Genomic DNA, 17,073 nt, shown 5'->3' on the forward strand with positions numbered 1-17,073 from the left:
CCACCCGGAAGCGCGGGAGATCGTGTTCGACTTTCTTGAAGGTTACGACGTCCTAGGGGCGTTCTGGATGACGGTGAAGCTCACCGCCCTCTCCGCCGTGGGCTCCCTGGTCTGGGGCACCCTGCTGGCCGGGATGCGGGTCAGCCCGGTCCCCCTGATGCGCGGGTTCGGCACCGCCTACGTCAACATCGTCCGGAACATCCCCCTGACGGTCATCATCCTCTTCAGCTCGCTCGGCCTGGCCGACGTCTTCGGTATGACCCTGGGCGCCCAGGACTTCAAGATCCAGGGCTTCCGGCTCGCCGTGCTCGGTCTGTCCGCCTACACCGCGGCCTTCGTGTGCGAGGCGATCCGCTCCGGCATCAACACGGTGCCCATGGGGCAGGCGGAGGCGGCCCGGGCCATCGGGCTGAGCTTCACCCAGACCCTGTCGCTCATCGTGCTGCCGCAGGCGTTCCGCTCGGTCATCGGCCCGCTGGCCAACGTCCTGATCGCCCTGACCAAGAACACCACGGTGGCGGCCGCCATCGGCGTCGCCGAGGCCGCCTACCTGATGAAGACGATGATCGAGAACGAGGCGCAGACGCTGCTCATCGGCGCGGTCTTCGCGTTCGGCTTCGTGGTACTGACCCTGCCGACCGGCCTCATCCTCGGCTGGCTCAGCAAGCGACTGGCGGTGAAGCGATGAGCTCGGTCCTCTACGACACTCCCGGACCCCGCGCCAAGCGGCGCAACGTCCTCTTCTCGGTGGTCTTCTTCGTCCTCCTCGCCCTGCTCCTGTGGTGGGTGTGGCAGAAGATGGACGAGAAGGACCAGCTCACCTCCGCGCTGTGGAAGCCGTTCACCGAGTCCGAGGCCTGGACGACGTACCTGCTGCCCGGCCTCGAGAACACGCTCAAAGCGGCCGCGCTCTCGATGGTGATCGCCCTCCCGCTCGGCGCGGTCTTCGGTATCGCCCGCCTGTCCGACCACCGGTGGGTACGGGCCGTGTCCGGCACGGTGGTCGAGTTCTTCCGGTCGATCCCGGTGCTGCTGCTGATGCTGTTCGCCAACGAGTTCTACGCCCGCTCCACGGACGTCACCAGCGGGGACCGACCCCTCTACGCCGTCGTCACCGGCCTGGTGCTCTACAACGCCTCGGTCCTCGCCGAGGTCGTCCGGGCCGGCATCCTCTCGCTGCCCAAGGGACAGACGGAGGCCGCGTACGCGATCGGCCTGCGCAAGGGCCAGACGATGAGCAGCATCCTGCTTCCGCAGGCGGTCACCGCGATGCTCCCGGCGATCGTCAGCCAGCTGGTGGTCATCGTGAAGGACACCGCGCTCGGCGGTGTGATGCTCGGGTTCCCCGAACTGCTCAACTCCCGCGGCACGCTGGCGGCCAACTACGCCAACGTGATCCCGAGCTTCATCGTCGTCGCGATCATGTTCATCGTGCTCAACTTCATCCTCACCAGCTTCGCGAGCTGGCTGGAGCGCTACCTGCGGCGCAGCAAGCGCAGCACGGGCGCGGTGCTCGGCGTCGACAAGGTGGACGACCTGAACGCGGCCGAGGTCGGCGGCGGCTTCGGGAGCGGCGCGTCCGCCTGACGCCCGCTCAAGTGGTGTGACCTGTACGGAGGCAGTGGCGTGCGCGCCGCTGCCTCCGTCACTTGACGCAAGCAGCGGCAATGGGTTGCATACGTTCTGTGATCGTGCACCCTGCTCCTACCTCTTGTTCCCTTACGTCCCTGAGGACACCGTCGTGGGCAGGGGGCGGCACGCCGTGGACCCGGTGATCATCGTCGGAGCGGGGCCGGTGGGGCTCACGCTCGCCCTGGCGCTGGCGCGCCAGCAGGTGCCGTCCGTGGTCCTCGACGAGGGCCCCGGCAAGGACGAACCACGGCTCGCGCGCACCGTCGTCCTGCGCGAGGACACCGCCGCCCTGATCGAGCGGCTCACCGGAACGTCCCTCGACGGGGCCGGGGTCCACTGGGCCGGATGGCGGTCGATGCGGCGCAAGCAGGTGACACGCGAGGTCAGGTTCGACGACGCGACGGATCCCGCTCCCCTGCACATCGCCCAGCATGTGCTGACGGGCGTCCTGCGCGCAGCCCTCGTGAGCCAGCGGCTGGTGAAGATCGCCGTGGACAGCCGCCTGGACGGCATCGAGCAGGAACCTTCCGGTGTCACGGCCCACACGCGCGGCCCCCAGGGCACCTGGTGGCGGGGCAGCCACCTGGTCGGCTGCGACGGCCCGCGCTCCACCGTCCGCAAACTCCTCGACATCCGCTTTCCCGGCCGTACCGCGGTGGAACGACACGCCGTGGCCGCGCTGCGCACGGAACTTCCTTGGCCCGACGAGGCGTTGCTCCATCGGACACCACCGTGGCGGGTGTCCGGCCCCTCCGCCGGGGAGGTCACCGGACGCCCGCTGCCGGACGGCGTCTGGCGCCTGGACTGGCTGCTGCCGCCCGGCAAGGACCTCGTCACGCCCGAGCTGCTGGTGGCCCGCGTCCGCGAGACGCTGGCGGGCTGGAGCGGCGGTTCCACACCCGCCTACGAGCTGCTCGACACCGGTGTCCACACCGTGCACCACCGGCTGGCCCGCCGCTGGCGCGTGGGGCGGGTCTTCGTCGCCGGGGACGCCGCGCATCTGCTCGGCGCGTTCGGCACCCAGGGCCTCGACGAGGGCCTGCGGGACGCCGACAACCTGGCCTGGAAACTGGCCCTGGCCTGGCATCACGGGTCGCACGAGGCGCTGCTCGACAGCTACCAGGCGGAGCGGCGCGCGGCCGTCGCCGCCCGGCTGCGCGCCGCCGACCAGGCACTGCCGGTGCTGCGCGGCGGCGCGGGGATAAGGGCGTACGTCCCCGGCACGGCCCGCGGCCACGACGTGCTGCTCACCGACGGTCACCTGGGCCGCGGTCCACTGGGCGCGCCGGGCACCTACGACGGCTCGCCGCTCGCGCCCCGGCATCTGGAGGCGGAGGTGCCCGTGGGCACGCCTCCCGGCGCGCCGGTCGAGGACGTGCGCGTGACCGCGGAGGACGGCTCGTTCGTACGGCTGCGGGACCGGCTGGGGCGCGGCGCCCTGCTCGTCCTGCTGATCGCGCCGGGCACCGGCGTGTGGGAGCGCAGGCACTGGGTGGGCGCCGGGATCATGCCCCGGCTCGCCGCCGCGGTGACGGCCCTGCCGAGCCCGGCCGAGCTGCTGGTGGCCGAGAGCTATCCGGGCGCGGCCGCGCACACCGTCCTGCTGATCCGGCCCGACGGCCATCTGGTCACCGCGCTCGACGGAGTACGCGCGGCCGACCTGTACGCGGCGGCGGAGGCGACCGTGGGCGGGCCCACCGGGGCACGGGAGACGTCCGACGCGGGGGCCGCGGCGGGCTCCGCGGCCAAGTGACTGACGGTACGGCCCCGGCCAAGTGCCGGGGCAGCCCCACCCGGCGCCCGCCCGTACGAGAACCGGAGGCGACCGGCCGCCCACCGGACGTGAACCGGAAGACGAGAACCCGACGAGACCCTGAAAAGAGCCGTACGACGAACGTACGATCGCACCGGCTGTGACTGTGCGGTCCACAGGGTGACAGTGAGTTGACCGGGGTGCACCGGCGTGGTGTACTCCGGATCGTGACCGACACCGATGTGCGCCTGTGGCGGAGGGTCCATATGGACCTCGTCCGCTATGCGGGCTGCGTGTGTCGTCCGTCCTGCTGAATTCGCATCCCCTGTCCCACCGGCGCGTGCCGCCGATGCGCACCTCACCCCGTGCGCCGCCGCGCGCTCCCCGCGAACGTTCTCAGGACGGTCTCCATGTCTGTCTCTTCCCCCGTGCCCAGCACCGCCGTCGCCGCACCATCGCAGGCGGACCTCCTCGATTTCGTCCGGCGTACGGCCGCCGACGCCGAGCTGATCGCCTCGCTCCCGCTCGACCCGGAGGGCCGCACCTGGTTGCGCCTGGAGGGCCCCGGCGGCAGCGAGGCCTGGCTGATCGGCTGGCCGCCCGGCACCGGCACCGGCTGGCACGACCACGCCGACTCGGTCGGCGCCTTCCTGACCGCACAGGGTGAGCTGAAGGAGTACTCGCTCGCCGCGCGGCTGCCCACCGACGGCTGGAAGACCCTGGAGCTGACGGACGACGTGGACCGGGAGCGCACACTGAAGGCCGGCCGGGGCCGCTCCTTCGGACGGCACCACGTCCACGAGGTCCTCAACCGGTCCACCGAGGAACACGCCGTCTCCGTCCACGCCTACTACCCCCCGCTGCCGCGCATCCGCCGGTACAGCCGTACGGGACACGTGCTGCGGCTGGAGCAGGTCGAGCGCCCGGAGGACTGGCAGTGAGCGGCCCGGTCATACCTCAGGAGCGTCGGCCGGACGGCGACCGGCCGACGGGCGTGGACGAGCTGCTCGAGCGGGTGCGTGCGGGGTACGCGCGCGTGGAGGCACGAGAGGCGTACGAGGCCGCCCGCGCGGGTGAGGCACTGCTGATCGACATCCGGTACGCGGCCCTGCGCGAGCGGGACGGTCTGATCCCCGGTGCCCTGGTCGTCGAGCGCAACGAACTGGAGTGGCGCCTCGACCCCCAGGGCAGCCATCGCCTCCCCGAGGCCACGAGTCATGAAGTGCGGGCGGTGGTGATCTGCAACGAGGGCTACGCGTCGAGCCTGGCCGCCGCTTCCCTGCACCAACTGGGGCTGCACCGGGCCACCGACCTCGTCGGCGGTTTCCAGGCGTGGCGTGCGGCGGGGCTCCCCGTGACGTCGTAGCGGGGCTGCCGGCGCGGCGGGCTCAGTCCAGCGGGCAGTACAGCGGGGCCGTGTCCGCGTTGTCCCGGGTGACCAGGCGGACGGGCGTCTTGTCGATCCTGTCGGCCCTCTGGTCCTTGCGGAGCAGGGAGACGACGTTCTGCACCGCCAGTTCACCGGTGTCCGCCGCCGAGTTGGAGACGGTGGCGGCGAGGCTGCCGGCCTTGAGCGCGGCCAGTGCCTCGTCGGTGCCGTTCACCGTCACGATCCTGACGTCCTCGGCCCCGGCGGCGTCGAAGGCCTTGCGGGCGGCGAACGCCATCTCCTCATTGGCGACGAAGGCGTAGTCCAGGCCGGGATTCTCCTTGATCATGGCTGCGGCGACCGTCCGCGCCTTGACGGGGTCGTACATGCCGGGCCGGCTCGCGACCACCCCGGCATTGTCCGGCAGCTTCTGGGTGAAGGCCTCGGTGAGCAGGTCGGAGGCGGCGCCGGGGGCTCCCGCGATCACCGCGACGCTCACCTTGCGGCCGGCGGCGTCCCGCTCGATCCACTCGGCGTCCAGCTCCCCCACCTCCTTCAGGTCGACCACGACGGCCCCCAGCAGGTCGGACGTGTCGTCGGGGGCGACCGAGGTGAGGAAGATCGGCACCCCGGCCGCCTTCGCCTCGGCGATGTCCCCCTTGAGGGCCTCGACGTCGACGGTCTGCACTATCAGCGCGTCCACCTTGCGGGCGATCATGGCCTCGATGTTGGAGACCTCCGCGTCGCCGTCCTGGCGCGAGTTGGCCGTGAGGAGATGGACGCCGTTGTTGCGGGCCGTCCGCTCGACGGACTCCTGAAGGCACGTATGGAACTCGGTGGTACCGCCGTTGACGAAGCCCAGCGTGATCCTCCCCTTGACCGCGCCCGCGGGCGCCGTGGCCTGCGAGGGCCACACTCCACAGCCGGTGAGCAGCAGACCGGCGCCGAGGACCGACACGACGAGCGGTCTTCGGGAGCGGGTGGGCACGGGCATGGTGGGGCCGCCTTTCAGGAGGTGCGGGAGACAACCCCCGCAAGTCAGGCGGGGGTTCACGGGCGGCAGCAGACGGTACCGGCAGGCCGGGCGAGCTCACCCCTCCGGGAGCGCAAGGTAATCCTGCGCTCCCCGGGGGTCTCGAAGATCACGCCTCCCGGCAGAGGACCGGGGGATCGCTCACTCATTCGCCGTCGCCACCGTCACCGCGCGCACCCCCAACGCCACGCGTCCCGGCACAGCGGTGGCGACCAGCGCGAGAAGCCCGGCCCCGGCGACCACCGTGGCGTACACGAGCGGTACGACCGCCGGCGCAGCCCGCCCGGTCATACCGATGCTGAACGCGGTCAGGACCGCCAAGGCGATGGCGCTGCCGAGGGCGACGGCGAGGAGCAGGACCGCCAGGGCCTCGGTACGCAGCATGCGCAGCACCTGCCGACGCGTCGCTCCCGCGAGGCGCAACAGCGCGAACTCCCGGACCCGCTCGGCGACCGACATGGCGAGCGTGTTGACCACGGCGATCGCCGTGAACGCCACCACGAGTCCCATGGCCAGGAAGTTGACCTCGGCGTTCGCCTGCTCCCGCGCGGCCCGCAGCGAGTCGGCCGCGGTCGGCGACATCACCTGGAGTCCCGGGAACTCACGCAGCGTGCTCGCGAGTTGTGTCTGTGTACGGGCCGTGCTGACGAGCAGGGAGGAGGCGAGCGGGTTGTCGACATGGTGCGCGACCAGGTCGTGCGCGAAGGTGAGATCTCCGAAGCCGAGACCCCTGGCATAGACGGCGGCGACGGTGAGCGTGGCGGGCGTGCCGTCGCCGAGCGTGAGCTTCAGGGTGCTTCCCGGCGCCAGGTGAAGCTGGTCCGCGGCCAGTTCACTGACGGCGACGGTGTGCGCGGTGAGCCCGTCGAGGAAGCCGCCGGTGGCTTCGGGGTCCCAGGTGCGGTTGACGGCGGCCGGAGTGACGCCCTGAGCCGCGTACTTGTCGAGGCCGACCCGGACGGTCGTGCGGACCACTTCGGTGACGACATCGTGGTGTGTACGCAGGCGTCGAGCGGCTTCGCCGGGCACACCGGGCCCCTGGGCGGTGACGACCCAGTCGGCGCGTACGCCCTCGCGGACCTGGGCGCGGGCCGCGTCGCCGAGGGTGGGCTGGACGAACAGCACCGTGCAGGTCATGCCGATGAGCAGGGTGAGCGGGGTGACGACGGAGGCCATGCGGACGGCGTTTCCGCGGAGGTTGGCGGTGGCGAGCCTGCCGCCGGGACCGGTCAGGCGCAGCGGACCGGCGAAGAGGAACGCGGCCGCCTTGACCAGGAGCGGTCCGAGCAGCGCGACGGAGGTGGACAGTACGACGACGGCGAGGAAGGTCACGAGCGTCGAGGCGGGTTCGGTACGCAGGAAACCGAGCAGGGTGACGAGAACCGCCCCGGCCGCGAGCAGCAACAGGCCGGCGAGGAGGCGCCCCCAGCCGGGCCGGGTGCGCTCGGTCCGGGCCTCGGCCAGCGCCTCGGCCGGGCGGATCCGGGCCACTCGGCGGGAGGCGATCCGCGCGGAGGCCCAGGCACCGAACAGGTGGCGGCGACCGCGGCGAGCGGCGGGAGCGCGCTCACGGTGTGCTGAAGCGTGGCGGGCACCGCGCCCAGGGCGACGAACCTGCCGTGCAGCCAGGCCCCCAGGGGAAGCCCCAGGAGCGCGCCGGCCGTGCCCGCGGCGAGCGCGACGATCAGGGCCTCGCGCCCGAGGAGGCGGCGGATCTGCCCGGAGGTGGCGGCGATGGCCCGCAGCAGGGCGAGTTCGCGGTGGCGCTGCTGGGCGGAGAGCGCGAAGGTCCCGACGACCACCAGGACCGCCACGAGCAGTGAGGTGCCGCCCATCGCTCCGCCCATGCTGACCAGCTTGATGCGGGCCGCGGCGGCGTCCAGGAACTCGACGGGCCCTCGGTCGTCACCGGTGCCGACCTGAGCTCCGGTGCCGTGCAGCGCCGTGGCCACGGCCTCGCGGAGCCGGTCCGGGTCGATGCCCGGCCTCGGCAGCACGCCGAAGGCGGTGACCTGCCCGGGGTGTGCGGCGAGACGGCGGGCCTCGCCGTGGGAGAAGAAGAGGGCGCTCTGGTGGCGTACGGCTGTGGCGGGGGCGGCTATGCCGGAGACGCGGTAGGTACGGGGGGCCTGTGTCGACTGGACGGTGAGCCGGTCGCCGGGGGCGAGGCGGGCTCGTGCGGCGAGGTCACTGTCGACGACGACGTCGGTGGCGGTTGCCAGAGCGGTGCCCGCGGTGAGCCGGTAGGGCGTCAGCGCGGCGGAGTCCCAGGCGTGGCCGTAGGCGGGCCTGCCGTCGGCGCCCGATGCACCGGCGGGTATCAACGGCTCGGCGAGGAAGGTGAGTTCGGGGATCACGCGCGCGACACCGGGCGCGGTGGCGAGTCTGCGCTCCAGGCCGGCCGGGAGCCAGGCGCGTTCGGCGATGGGTTTGGCCTTGTGCTTGACCTTGGTCTTGCCCTTCTTGTGCGTGACGGTGGTCCGGTGGACGTTCTGGTCGGCAAAGACGACGACCGGCGCCGCGGCATAACGCTCGGTGCGGATGGTGCCTCGCAGCCCCGTCTCCAGGAGGGTGCCGCACGCGCTGATCAGGGCGGCCGCGCACAGCAGCGCGAGGAAGGCGCCGAGGAAGCCCGCCTTGCGGGCACGGACGGTCTTCAGGGCATAGCGCAGCATCATGAGGGATCGGCCTCTCTTCCCTCACTGTCGGAGAGGGGCACGGAAGGGATGGGTCCGGAAGAGGAGGCGGGACCGGAAGAGGAGGCGGGGCAGGCGGGGAAGGCGAGGAAACGGGTGAGCAGGGTGCGCGCGCCGGGAGGTGTCGCCGATTCGGGTCGCTTGTAGCGGTTGAGGAGAGCGATGTACTCCTCGAAGAAGTCCCGGAGTTCGGGCAGTGTGAGCCGGATGGTGCCGCGTGAGCAGGGGAACGCGTCCCCCCACGGGTCGTCGTCCTCCGCGTCCCTCTGGAGCCGCTCGAAGAGGTCCGGATCGGCTGCGTAGGCATGGTGGTTCAGCTCGTCCATGACGAGCCGCATCTCGGGACTCTGACGACTGCGCGGGGGGGAATCGGCGGTCCCCGGGGACCGCCCGCCACCAGCGCTCCCGATGCGTGGACGGCTCCGCGCGCCTCGCTGCGGCCGGGTGCTCGCCCCGGTGCCACGGTTTCTCTGCGTCGGTCTCCTCGACGAAGCCGTACCTGGCCAGCTCACGCAGGTGGTAGCTGGTGGATCCGGTGTTCAGGCCGAGGGCGCGGGTGAGGGTCGCCGAGGTGGCCGGGCCGTGCAGGGTGAGGTGTTCGAGCATGCGCTGACGGCGTGGCTGGGCGAGCGCCCTGAGCGCGGCAAGGTCGCCGAGTTCCAAGGGGGCCGCCGAGGTGGGTTCCGCTTCCGGGAGTTTGTGGGCACCGGATTCCTGGGGCATGCGTACACACTCGTCTGTGCACAGGTGCCTGTGCACTGCGGTGGTCCGGCGTCTTCAGCGGGGGGTTGTCCCCACCCCACTACCGGAGACCCTGCGTTCAGAACCCCGCGCTCAGAATCCCTCGCCGTCCAGGAACTCCGTGTCCTGGCCCTCTTCCTCCAGCGCCTGCCGGACCACTCGCAGGGCCATGCCCTCGGGATAGCCCTTGCGCGCGAGCATGCCGGCGAGGCGGCGCAGCCTCTTGTCGCGGTCGAGGCCGCGGGTCGAGCGCAGCTTGCGGGCGACGAGCTCACGTGCCGTCTCCTCTTCCTGCTCGGAGTCGAGCCGGCCGACGGCCTCCTCGATCAGCTCCGAGTCGACTCCCTTGGTCCGCAGCTCCCGGGCGAGCGCTCGCCGGGCCAGCCCCCGACCGTGGTGCCGGGACTCGACCCAGGCGTCCGCGAAGGCGCCGTCGTTGATCAGCCCGACCTCCTCGAACCGCGAGAGCACCTCCTCCGCCACCTCGTCCGGGATCTCGCGTTTACGCAGGGCGTCGGCGAGTTGTTTCCGGGTGCGCGGGGTCCCGGTGAGCAGGCGCAGACAGATCGCCCGTGCCCGCTCAGCCGGGTCCCCTGAAGACGCCCCCTGCTCGGCCCTCGACGAGGAGGAGGTGCCTTCGTCCTCGGCGGACGGTTCTCCGAAGCCGCGCCGACGGCGCCCACCGCGTGGACCTCCGTCGCCGCCGCGCCGTGCCCGACCGCCACGGGGCCGGTCGTCGCCGTCCGTCCCCTCACCGCGGTGCGAGCCGCCCTCCGGCCGGTCGTCGCCGGCCTGGGCGGGGCCGTCGTCGGCCCCGCCCCCCGCCCCCCGGGGGGTGTCGGGGTGGACGTACTCGGCCCAGTCCGTTCGTCGCGTCACGGATCAGCTCTTGGCAGCCGCGGCCTTGGTCTTGGCCGTCTTGGCCGCGGCAGCCGGAACGGCCTTGGCGGCGTCGTCCGCGGGCGTGCCCGCGGTAGCGGCGGCCGCGGTCGGCTCCGCGGCGGGCTCCTCCGGACGCACGCCGACGCCCAGCTTCTCCTTGATCTTCCTCTCGATCTCGTTGGCGAGGTCGGGGTTGTCCTTCAGGAAGTTACGGGCGTTCTCCTTGCCCTGTCCCAGCTGGTCGCCCTCGTACGTGTACCAGGCACCGGCCTTGCGGACGAAGCCGTTCTCCACGCCCATGTCGATCAGACCGCCCTCGCGGCTGATGCCCTGCCCGTAGAGGATGTCGAACTCGGCCTGCTTGAAGGGGGGCGCGACCTTGTTCTTGACGACCTTGACGCGGGTGCGGTTGCCGACCGCGTCCGTACCGTCCTTCAGCGTCTCGATGCGCCGGATGTCGAGGCGCACCGAGGCGTAGAACTTCAGCGCCCGGCCACCGGTCGTGGTCTCCGGGGAGCCGAACATCACGCCGATCTTCTCGCGGAGCTGATTGATGAAGATCGCGGTGGTCTTGGACTGGTTGAGCGCGCTGGTGATCTTCCGCAGTGCCTGGCTCATCAGACGGGCCTGGAGACCGACGTGACTGTCGCCCATCTCGCCCTCGATCTCGGCGCGCGGGACGAGCGCGGCGACGGAGTCGATGACGATGAGGTCGAGGGCGCCGGAACGGACCAGCATGTCCACGATCTCGAGGGCCTGCTCGCCGTTGTCCGGCTGCGAGAGGATCAGGTTGTCGATGTCGACGCCGAGCTTCTTCGCGTACTCGGGGTCGAGGGCGTGCTCCGCGTCCACGAAGGCGACCTGTCCGCCGGCCCTCTGCGCGTTCGCCACGGCGTGCAGCGTCAGCGTCGTCTTACCGGAGGACTCCGGGCCGTACACCTCCACCACGCGGCCTCGCGGCAGCCCGCCGACCCCGAGGGCGACGTCGAGTGCGGTCGACCCGGTGGGGATGACCTCGATGGGCTCGTTCGGTCGCTCGCCGAGACGCATCACGGCGCCCTTGCCGAACTGCCGTTCAATCTGTGCGAGTGCGGCATCCAGTGCCTTCTCGCGGTCGGTTCCTGCCATGGGTTCCACCCGGTTTGCTTGAGTCGATCGCTTCACGTCAAAGACGCTAACGCCTGCCACTGACAATGCGCCCCGACGCCGGTCCGGCCTGTGGATAACTCGGGTGCTTATCAGCCCAAACCTGGACGTAACGCCCGACCAGAGTCTCACCGGAGCCTTAATAAGAATGGATGTTCGATTTCCGTGTCAAGCGCACCACGCGGCACTTCCGAGGCTACGTTCACACGCCGACACCACCCCCGATCCTTCTCGCGCGAGCCTCCGTCCCGCACGCTCCCGGCTACTTCCCCGGGCGTACGGCGGGTGTCTTCGGCAGGACGACGACTGCGTCCGACATGACCGGGACGCTCGGTGCATGGACCAGCAGAAGACCGGGCACGCCCGCGGCGCAGCGGGATCCGGGCACCCGATCCCGCACCCGTACCCCCAGGACGGCCACGACGACCAGGACGACCCGTACGTCCGGTACCCCCGACACCGCCGATACCACCTCTACGAGGCGACGGCACTCCTGCTGATCCTCTCCGGACTCGTCCACCTCGTGGTGTTCGCCGTAGACGGCGGCCCCTGGAACGGACCCGTCTCCTGGCGCAAGCCGGTGACCTTCGGGCTCTCCTTCGGGGTGACACTCCTCGCGGTCGTCCGGGTCACTTCGTATGTGCGTGTCGGACCACGGCTGCGCGCCGCGCTGCTCGGGGTGTTCGCCGCCGACTGCGTCGTGGAGGTCGCGGGCATCACCCTCCAGGCGTGGCGCGCAGTGCCCTCGCACCTGGACGTGGAGACGCCCTTCGACACGGCCGTGTCCATGGTGTTGGCGGTCGGCGGCGGGGTTCTCGTGGTGCTGCTCGCCGGGTTCGCCGTGGCGTCCTTCCGGCACCGGCCGACGGGCCCGGCCGGGATGGCCCTCGCGGTGCGCTCCGGTTTCGCGATCCTGCTCGTCGCGCTCGCCTCGGGGGCGGCGATGATCGCGCGCGGTGTCGTGCTCACCCGCACCGGACACCAGGAGGCGGCGTACCACTCGACGGCCTCGCTCAAGCCCCTGCACGGGGTGTGCCTGCACGCCGTCCTGGTGCTGCCCGCCCTGGCCTGGCTGCTCTCCCGCACGCCCTGGAGCGAGGCCGTACGCCGGCGGATCGTGGCCGCGGCGGTGGGTTGCCACACGGCCGCGGTCGGCGCGGCCGGAGTGTGGGCGGTCCTCGAATACTGACCGCCGCTCTCCCTCAGCCGGACGCGTCCCGCGACCCGTCCTGCCGGTGCCGCACCCGCCCCCACAGCCGCCGCGCGCGCGTGAGCGGGCCCGGCCCCTCCCCGCGTCCCCGGTGTCCGTGGACGCGGGGGTCGTCCGTGACGTCGTAGCGCTTCACATAGGCGCCCAGGAACGCCTGGAGCGTCGCGACGGCCGGGATGGCGACGAGCGTGCCGACGGCACCGAGGAGGGCGGTGCCCGCGATGACGGAGCCGAAGGCGACGGCGGGATGGATGTCGACGGTCTTCGAGGTCAGCTTGGGCTGAAGCACGTAGTTCTCGAACTGCTGGTAGACCACGACGAAAATAAGCACCCACAGCGCGTACAGGGGCGAGACCGTGAAGGCGATCAGCATGGGCAGGGCGCCCGCGAGATAGGTGCCGATGGTGGGGATGAACTGCGAGACCACACCCACCCAGACGGCGAGCACGGGCGCGTACGGGATGCCGAGCGCCTCGAGCAGTACGTAGTGCGCGACGCCGGAGACCAACGCCATCAGTCCGCGCGAGTACAGATAGCCGCCGGTCTTGTCGACGGCGATCTCCCACGCCCGCAACACCTCGGCCTGCCGGGCGGGCGGCAGGACGGAGCACAGCGCGCGACGCAGGCGGGGTCCGTCGGCGGCGAAGTAGAACGAGAACAGGGCGATGGTCAGCAGCCGGAAGAGACCCCCGAGGACCTGCGTGGAGACGTCCAGCACCCCGGCGGCGCTGTTCTGCGCGTACTTCCTCAGCCAGTCGGAGTGGAGCAGGCCCTCCTGGATGTCCACGCGCCTGAGCTCGGTGTGGAACGTGGTGTTGATCCAGTTGATCACCGAGTCGAGATAGTCCGGGAAGCCCTCGATCATCTTGATGATCTGCCCCGCGAGCATCGAGCCGAGCAGCGTGAAGAAGCCGGCGGCCACGATCAGCAGGCCGAAGAAGACCAGGAAGGTGGCCAGCCCCCTGCGCATCCCGCGGGCCGCCATCCGGCTGACCGCCGGTTCTATGGCGAGGGCCAGGAAGAACGCGATCAGGATGTTGAGCAGCAGACCGATGAGCTGGTGGAAGGCCCAGAGGCCCAGCTGGAACACACCGATGAGAGCGAGCGCGAGCACCATGGCGCGCGGAAGCCAGCGCGGCATGCGCGCTCCCTGCTCGGCGCCGCCGTCGGCCGGGGGCGGCCCGGTGGGCGGCTTCGCGCCGAGCGGGGGTGTGTGCCGGGCGACCTGCCCGGTCTCGTCAGTGGGTGCCACGGACCAAGTCTCGCCTACGGCACCGACAATCGGAGAACCGCCTCCGACCTTCTTGTGGGATCAGCGCATCTCCTGTGGAACGTTCATCACCGTGCACACCACGCGCCACACGTCCTTGGCCTCCCAGCCGTGGGCCAGCGCCTCGTCCACCGTGCGTCCGCCGAGTTCCGCCATCACGTGATCGCGCGCGAACGTCTCCGCGTACCCCGTACCGAAGTGCTCGTCCATTCGCTGCCAGAAGACCGTCAACCGCATGACACCAGTATCCCGCGCGCGGGGGTGCCCCTCGCCGGGACCGCCTGCCGAGACCGCTTTCCGCCCTACGGTCTGACGCATGGCCGAATCCGGAGCATCCCCACTCCCCCCGACGCCCCCGGCGCGCTCCCCGCTCTTCCGCGCCGAGCACTTCGTCTGGCTCACCGCGCGCGTGCTGGAGCAGCGCCTCTTCGCGCACGACTTCCTGCACGGCGCCGCCGACCCCGTCGAGACCGCCCTCGACGCCTACCGCAACGAGGACGGCGGATACGGCCACGCGCTGGAGCCCGATCTGCGCGGCCCCGTGAGCCAGCCCCTGCACACCGTGCGGGCACTGCGCGTCCTGGACTCCGTCGGGCGCCTCGGCGGCCGGCGCGTGGAGCGGGTGTGCCGCTATCTGACCTCGGTCTCCACCGGCGACGGCGCACTGCCGGCGATCCATCCCAGCCAGCGCGGGTACCCGGCGGCACCCTTCATTCCGATCGTGGACGACCCGCCCAGCGAACTCCTGTCCACCGGACCGGTGGTGGGCCTGTTGCACCGCAACGACGTGTGGCACGCCTGGCTGTTCAGGGCCACGGACTTCTGTTGGCAGGCGATCGACTCCCTGGAGCGGTCCCATCCCTACGAGATCCAGGCCGCGGTGGCCTTCCTGGACTCCGCCACCGACCGCCCGCGCGCGGAGGCGGCCGCCGACCGGCTGGGCCGCCTGGTGCGCGCGCACCGGCTCGCCGCGCTGGACCCGGACCACCTGGACGCGTATCCGGTCGCACCCGGCTACGCCCCCGGCGAGCACCACTTCCCGTACGACTTCGCGCGGACACCGCACTCCCTCGCGCGGGCGTGGTTCACCGACGACGAGATCGCACGCTCCCTGGACCACCTCGCCGACGATCAGCAGCAGGACGGCGGCTGGCCCATCCGGTGGCGCCGCTGGGCACCCGGCACCGCCCTGGAGGCCCGCCCCATGGTGACGATCGAGGCCCTGCGCACCCTCAGGGCCTACGGCCGCGCCATCGGCTGACCCCGCCCGTCCCGGCGGAGCCCGCCCATCCCCCCGCGCCGGACCTGCCTCTCGTCCTTCACCCGCCCAGGGCCCGCACCCCCGCCGTCACCACCACGGCGGCCGCGACGACCAGCAGGAAGGGCGCTCGCAGTACGAGGGCGACGACGGCCGCGGCGAGCCCCGCGGCCCTCGCGTCCAGCACGAGCGCGTGCCCGTCCGCGAAGGTCTGCTGGGCGGTGAGGGCGGCGAGCAGGGCGACGGGAAGCAGGGCGGCGAACCGCCTGACAAGAGGCCGTTCGAGAATGCCTGCGGGGACGAGCAGTCCGGCGAGCTTGACGGCATAGCAGCCGAGAGCGGTCGCGCCGATCGCGATCCAGGTGTTCAACGCTCCTCCTCCCCCGTGTCGACGCGCCCGGCCGTCCGACCGGCCCGGCGCCTGCCCTCGAGGTACAGGACGACCGGCGCGGCGAGCGCGGCCGTCAGCACGGGCACCCCTGCGGGCAGCACAGGCAGCAGGCCCAGCCCCAGGACCACCGCGAGCCCGGCGACGGCCCGCTCGGCGGTGGTCTTCAGCATGGGCGCGAGCAGTGCGAGGAAGACGGCAGGACCGGCCGCGTCGAGCCCCCACGCGTCCGTGTCCCCGATGGCCTCGGCGCCCAGGGCACCCAGCAGCGTGGTGAGGTTCCACAGCACGTACAGCGTCAGCCCGGTGACGCCGAAGCCGATCCGCGCGGCACGCCGCCCGGTCTGGGCGAGCGAGACCGCCGCCGTCTCGTCGATCACCCATTGGGCGGCGAACGGGCGCACCGCGCGCGGGAGGGCCAGCGACTGCGACAGACGCAGGCCGTAGAAGGCGTTGCGCGCACCCAGGAAAAACGCGCCCGCGGCCGCCGTCAGGGGATTGCCACCCGCTGCCAGCGCCCCGACGAGCGCGAACTGGGACGCCCCCGTGAAGACCAGGAGACTGAGCGCGCAGGTCTGCCACACCGAGAGTCCACTGCCCGCCGAGGTCACCCCGAAGGCGAACCCGGAGAGCCCTACGGCGACCCCGACCCCGAGGGCGTCCCGTACGACGGCGGCGTCCGGCCGTCCCCCGCTGTCGGCGCGTATGTCCGTGAGAGCTTTCTGTTCTGCCACGACCCCGAGGGTAGGAGCAGCCCTCCGGGCGGGTCTTGTACGTTCTTGCGCTCACGCTGGTACGCCCCTGGAGGGACTCCGACGATCCGGGCGAAGTGGCGGTTGAGGTGCGGCTGGTCGGTGAATCCCACCTCGACGGCCGCCTCCGCGGGGGCGGTCCCCGCGTCCAGCAGCCGCCGCGCCCGTCGCACGCGGGCGTCCGTCAGCCAGGCATGGGGCGGCAACCCGTACGCGTCCCGGAAGGCCCGCAGCAGCGCGAACGAGCTGGTCCCCAGGTCCGCGGCGAGTGCCTCCAGCGTCGGCGGATCGGCCAGCCGCTCCTCCAGCACGCCACGCGCGCGTGCGGCGATCCGCGCCCCGGCCGACCTCACCTCCCGTTGCGGCAGCGGTCCGCCGTTGAGCCGCAGCAGCCGCGTCACGGCCACCCGCAGCAGCGTGTCGGCGGCCAGGGCATTGCCCTCCTCGGCGGCTCGGAGCACCTGATGCACCAGCCCGACGGCGTACGCGTCGTCCAGCACGGGGCTGAGGAATCCCGGGGTGCCGCGAAGGGTCGTGGTCTCGGCCGCGATCTCGGCCACCACGTCGGGCGACGGGTAGACGGCCCCGTACCGCCAGCCCTCCGGCACGCCGGCCCGCCCGGTGTGCGGCGTGTCCGGGTTGACCAGTGCGAGCGCCCCCGCTCCCGCGTACTGATCGGCCCCACGGTGGTGAAAGACCTCCACGCCCTCGGCAATGGCGGCGATCACGAAGTGCTCGTGGGTGTGCCGCACGAAGGTCTTTCGGACATACCGGGCCCGCAGCAGATCGACACCGGGCAGTTCCGCATACCGCCAGTGCCGCGCCCGCTCACCCGAACCAGAACCCGAACGCACCACCCACCCATTCTCCGCGACGCACCACCGAACCACCGCGCCACCGGCCCACCGCGCCCCGCCGCACGGCGAACGCCGACAGCCCGGCG

The 17,073-nt window shown here is 71.9% G+C and carries 17 protein-coding genes and 2 pseudogenes; 8 read left to right on the plus strand and 11 right to left on the minus strand.

The window, feature by feature from the left end; genetic code table 11:
* The first annotated feature begins 22 nt into the window (after positions 1-22).
* The 6 genes from OHU34_RS11635 (at position 23) to OHU34_RS11660 (ending at position 4,751) form a co-directional block, all read left to right on the plus strand.
* Positions 23-688: an amino acid ABC transporter permease gene (locus OHU34_RS11635; protein WP_142266491.1), complete on the plus strand. Its 666-nt coding sequence runs from the start codon at positions 23-25 to the stop codon at positions 686-688.
* A complete protein-coding gene (locus OHU34_RS11640; protein ID WP_142266490.1) occupies positions 685-1,587 on the plus strand; it encodes an amino acid ABC transporter permease in 903 nt (300 codons plus the stop codon). The genes OHU34_RS11635 and OHU34_RS11640 overlap by 4 nt, the downstream gene beginning before the upstream one ends.
* A 175-nt stretch (positions 1,588-1,762) precedes the next feature.
* The gene (locus OHU34_RS11645) at positions 1,763-3,385 is read left to right on the plus strand and encodes an FAD-dependent monooxygenase (protein WP_405772235.1); all 1,623 of its coding nucleotides are present in this window, start codon (positions 1,763-1,765) and stop codon (positions 3,383-3,385) included.
* A 242-nt stretch (positions 3,386-3,627) separates the two neighbouring features.
* Positions 3,628-3,699 carry a putative leader peptide gene (locus OHU34_RS11650; protein ID WP_309544753.1) on the plus strand — a complete coding sequence of 24 codons (72 nt, stop codon included), beginning with the start codon at positions 3,628-3,630 and terminating at the stop codon, positions 3,697-3,699.
* Between the two features lie 96 nt (positions 3,700-3,795).
* On the plus strand, positions 3,796-4,326 hold the full coding sequence (locus OHU34_RS11655) for a cysteine dioxygenase (protein WP_142266489.1): 531 nt from the start codon (positions 3,796-3,798) through the stop codon (positions 4,324-4,326).
* The gene (locus OHU34_RS11660; RefSeq protein WP_405766197.1) at positions 4,323-4,751 is read left to right on the plus strand and encodes a rhodanese-like domain-containing protein; all 429 of its coding nucleotides are present in this window, start codon (positions 4,323-4,325) and stop codon (positions 4,749-4,751) included. Before OHU34_RS11655 ends, OHU34_RS11660 begins: the two co-directional genes overlap by 4 nt.
* 22 nt (positions 4,752-4,773) lie before the next feature.
* Here the strand turns inward: OHU34_RS11660 and OHU34_RS11665 are convergent, their stop codons facing one another.
* From OHU34_RS11665 to recA, 6 genes and pseudogenes are all read right to left on the minus strand, one after another.
* Positions 4,774-5,748: a sugar ABC transporter substrate-binding protein gene (locus OHU34_RS11665; RefSeq protein WP_142266487.1), complete on the minus strand. Its 975-nt coding sequence runs from the start codon at positions 5,746-5,748 to the stop codon at positions 4,774-4,776.
* Positions 5,749-5,928: 180 nt separating this feature from the next.
* A pseudogene (locus OHU34_RS11670) lies at positions 5,929-8,465 on the minus strand (FtsX-like permease family protein).
* Entirely contained in the window at positions 8,462-8,821 is a 360-nt protein-coding gene (locus OHU34_RS11675; RefSeq protein ID WP_405772561.1) for a hypothetical protein, read from the minus strand. Before OHU34_RS11675 ends, OHU34_RS11670 begins: the two are co-directional and overlap by 4 nt.
* Positions 8,822-9,023: 202 nt before the next feature.
* Positions 9,024-9,206 (minus strand): annotated as a pseudogene (locus OHU34_RS11680) (ArsR family transcriptional regulator); the annotation flags it as partial.
* Positions 9,207-9,317: 111 nt separating this feature from the next.
* Positions 9,318-10,103, minus strand: a complete 786-nt coding sequence (gene recX / locus OHU34_RS11685) for a recombination regulator RecX (protein ID WP_405766198.1) — start codon at positions 10,101-10,103, stop codon at positions 9,318-9,320.
* A gap of 3 nt (positions 10,104-10,106) precedes the next feature.
* On the minus strand, positions 10,107-11,234 hold the full coding sequence (gene recA, locus OHU34_RS11690; RefSeq protein ID WP_230194460.1) for a recombinase RecA: 1,128 nt from the start codon (positions 11,232-11,234) through the stop codon (positions 10,107-10,109).
* 355 nt (positions 11,235-11,589) lie between these two features.
* Between recA and OHU34_RS11695 the strand changes: the two genes are divergently transcribed.
* Positions 11,590-12,441 (plus strand): hypothetical protein, encoded by an 852-nt coding sequence (locus tag OHU34_RS11695; protein ID WP_405766200.1) that lies wholly within the window; start codon positions 11,590-11,592, stop codon positions 12,439-12,441.
* A 13-nt stretch (positions 12,442-12,454) separates the two neighbouring features.
* Here OHU34_RS11695 and OHU34_RS11700 read toward each other — a convergent pair whose 3' ends face one another.
* Both OHU34_RS11700 and OHU34_RS11705 read right to left on the minus strand, forming a co-directional pair.
* The gene (locus OHU34_RS11700) at positions 12,455-13,714 is read right to left on the minus strand and encodes an AI-2E family transporter (protein WP_142266482.1); all 1,260 of its coding nucleotides are present in this window, start codon (positions 13,712-13,714) and stop codon (positions 12,455-12,457) included.
* A 60-nt stretch (positions 13,715-13,774) separates the two neighbouring features.
* Entirely contained in the window at positions 13,775-13,969 is a 195-nt protein-coding gene (locus tag OHU34_RS11705) for a DUF3046 domain-containing protein (RefSeq protein WP_020125036.1), read from the minus strand.
* Positions 13,970-14,048: 79 nt separating this feature from the next.
* On the opposite strand from OHU34_RS11705, the gene OHU34_RS11710 reads away from it, so the two are divergent.
* Complete coding sequence (locus OHU34_RS11710) at positions 14,049-14,993, plus strand: hypothetical protein (protein ID WP_020125035.1); 945 nt, start codon at positions 14,049-14,051, stop codon at positions 14,991-14,993.
* A 58-nt stretch (positions 14,994-15,051) separates the two neighbouring features.
* Here OHU34_RS11710 and OHU34_RS11715 read toward each other — a convergent pair whose 3' ends face one another.
* The 3 genes from OHU34_RS11715 to OHU34_RS11725 are packed head-to-tail and all read right to left on the minus strand — an operon-like array spanning position 15,052 to position 16,987.
* Complete coding sequence (locus OHU34_RS11715) at positions 15,052-15,360, minus strand: AzlD domain-containing protein (protein ID WP_142266481.1); 309 nt, start codon at positions 15,358-15,360, stop codon at positions 15,052-15,054.
* Entirely contained in the window at positions 15,357-16,112 is a 756-nt protein-coding gene (locus OHU34_RS11720; protein WP_142266480.1) for an AzlC family ABC transporter permease, read from the minus strand. Before OHU34_RS11720 ends, OHU34_RS11715 begins: the two co-directional genes overlap by 4 nt.
* The gene (locus OHU34_RS11725; RefSeq protein ID WP_142266479.1) at positions 16,013-16,987 is read right to left on the minus strand and encodes an AraC family transcriptional regulator; all 975 of its coding nucleotides are present in this window, start codon (positions 16,985-16,987) and stop codon (positions 16,013-16,015) included. The genes OHU34_RS11720 and OHU34_RS11725 overlap by 100 nt, the downstream gene beginning before the upstream one ends.
* Between the last annotated feature and the right edge of the window lie 86 nt (positions 16,988-17,073).

Source organism: Streptomyces sp. NBC_00080 (assembly GCF_045041255.1).
GTDB classification, from domain to species: domain Bacteria; phylum Actinomycetota; class Actinomycetes; order Streptomycetales; family Streptomycetaceae; genus Streptomyces; species Streptomyces coriariae.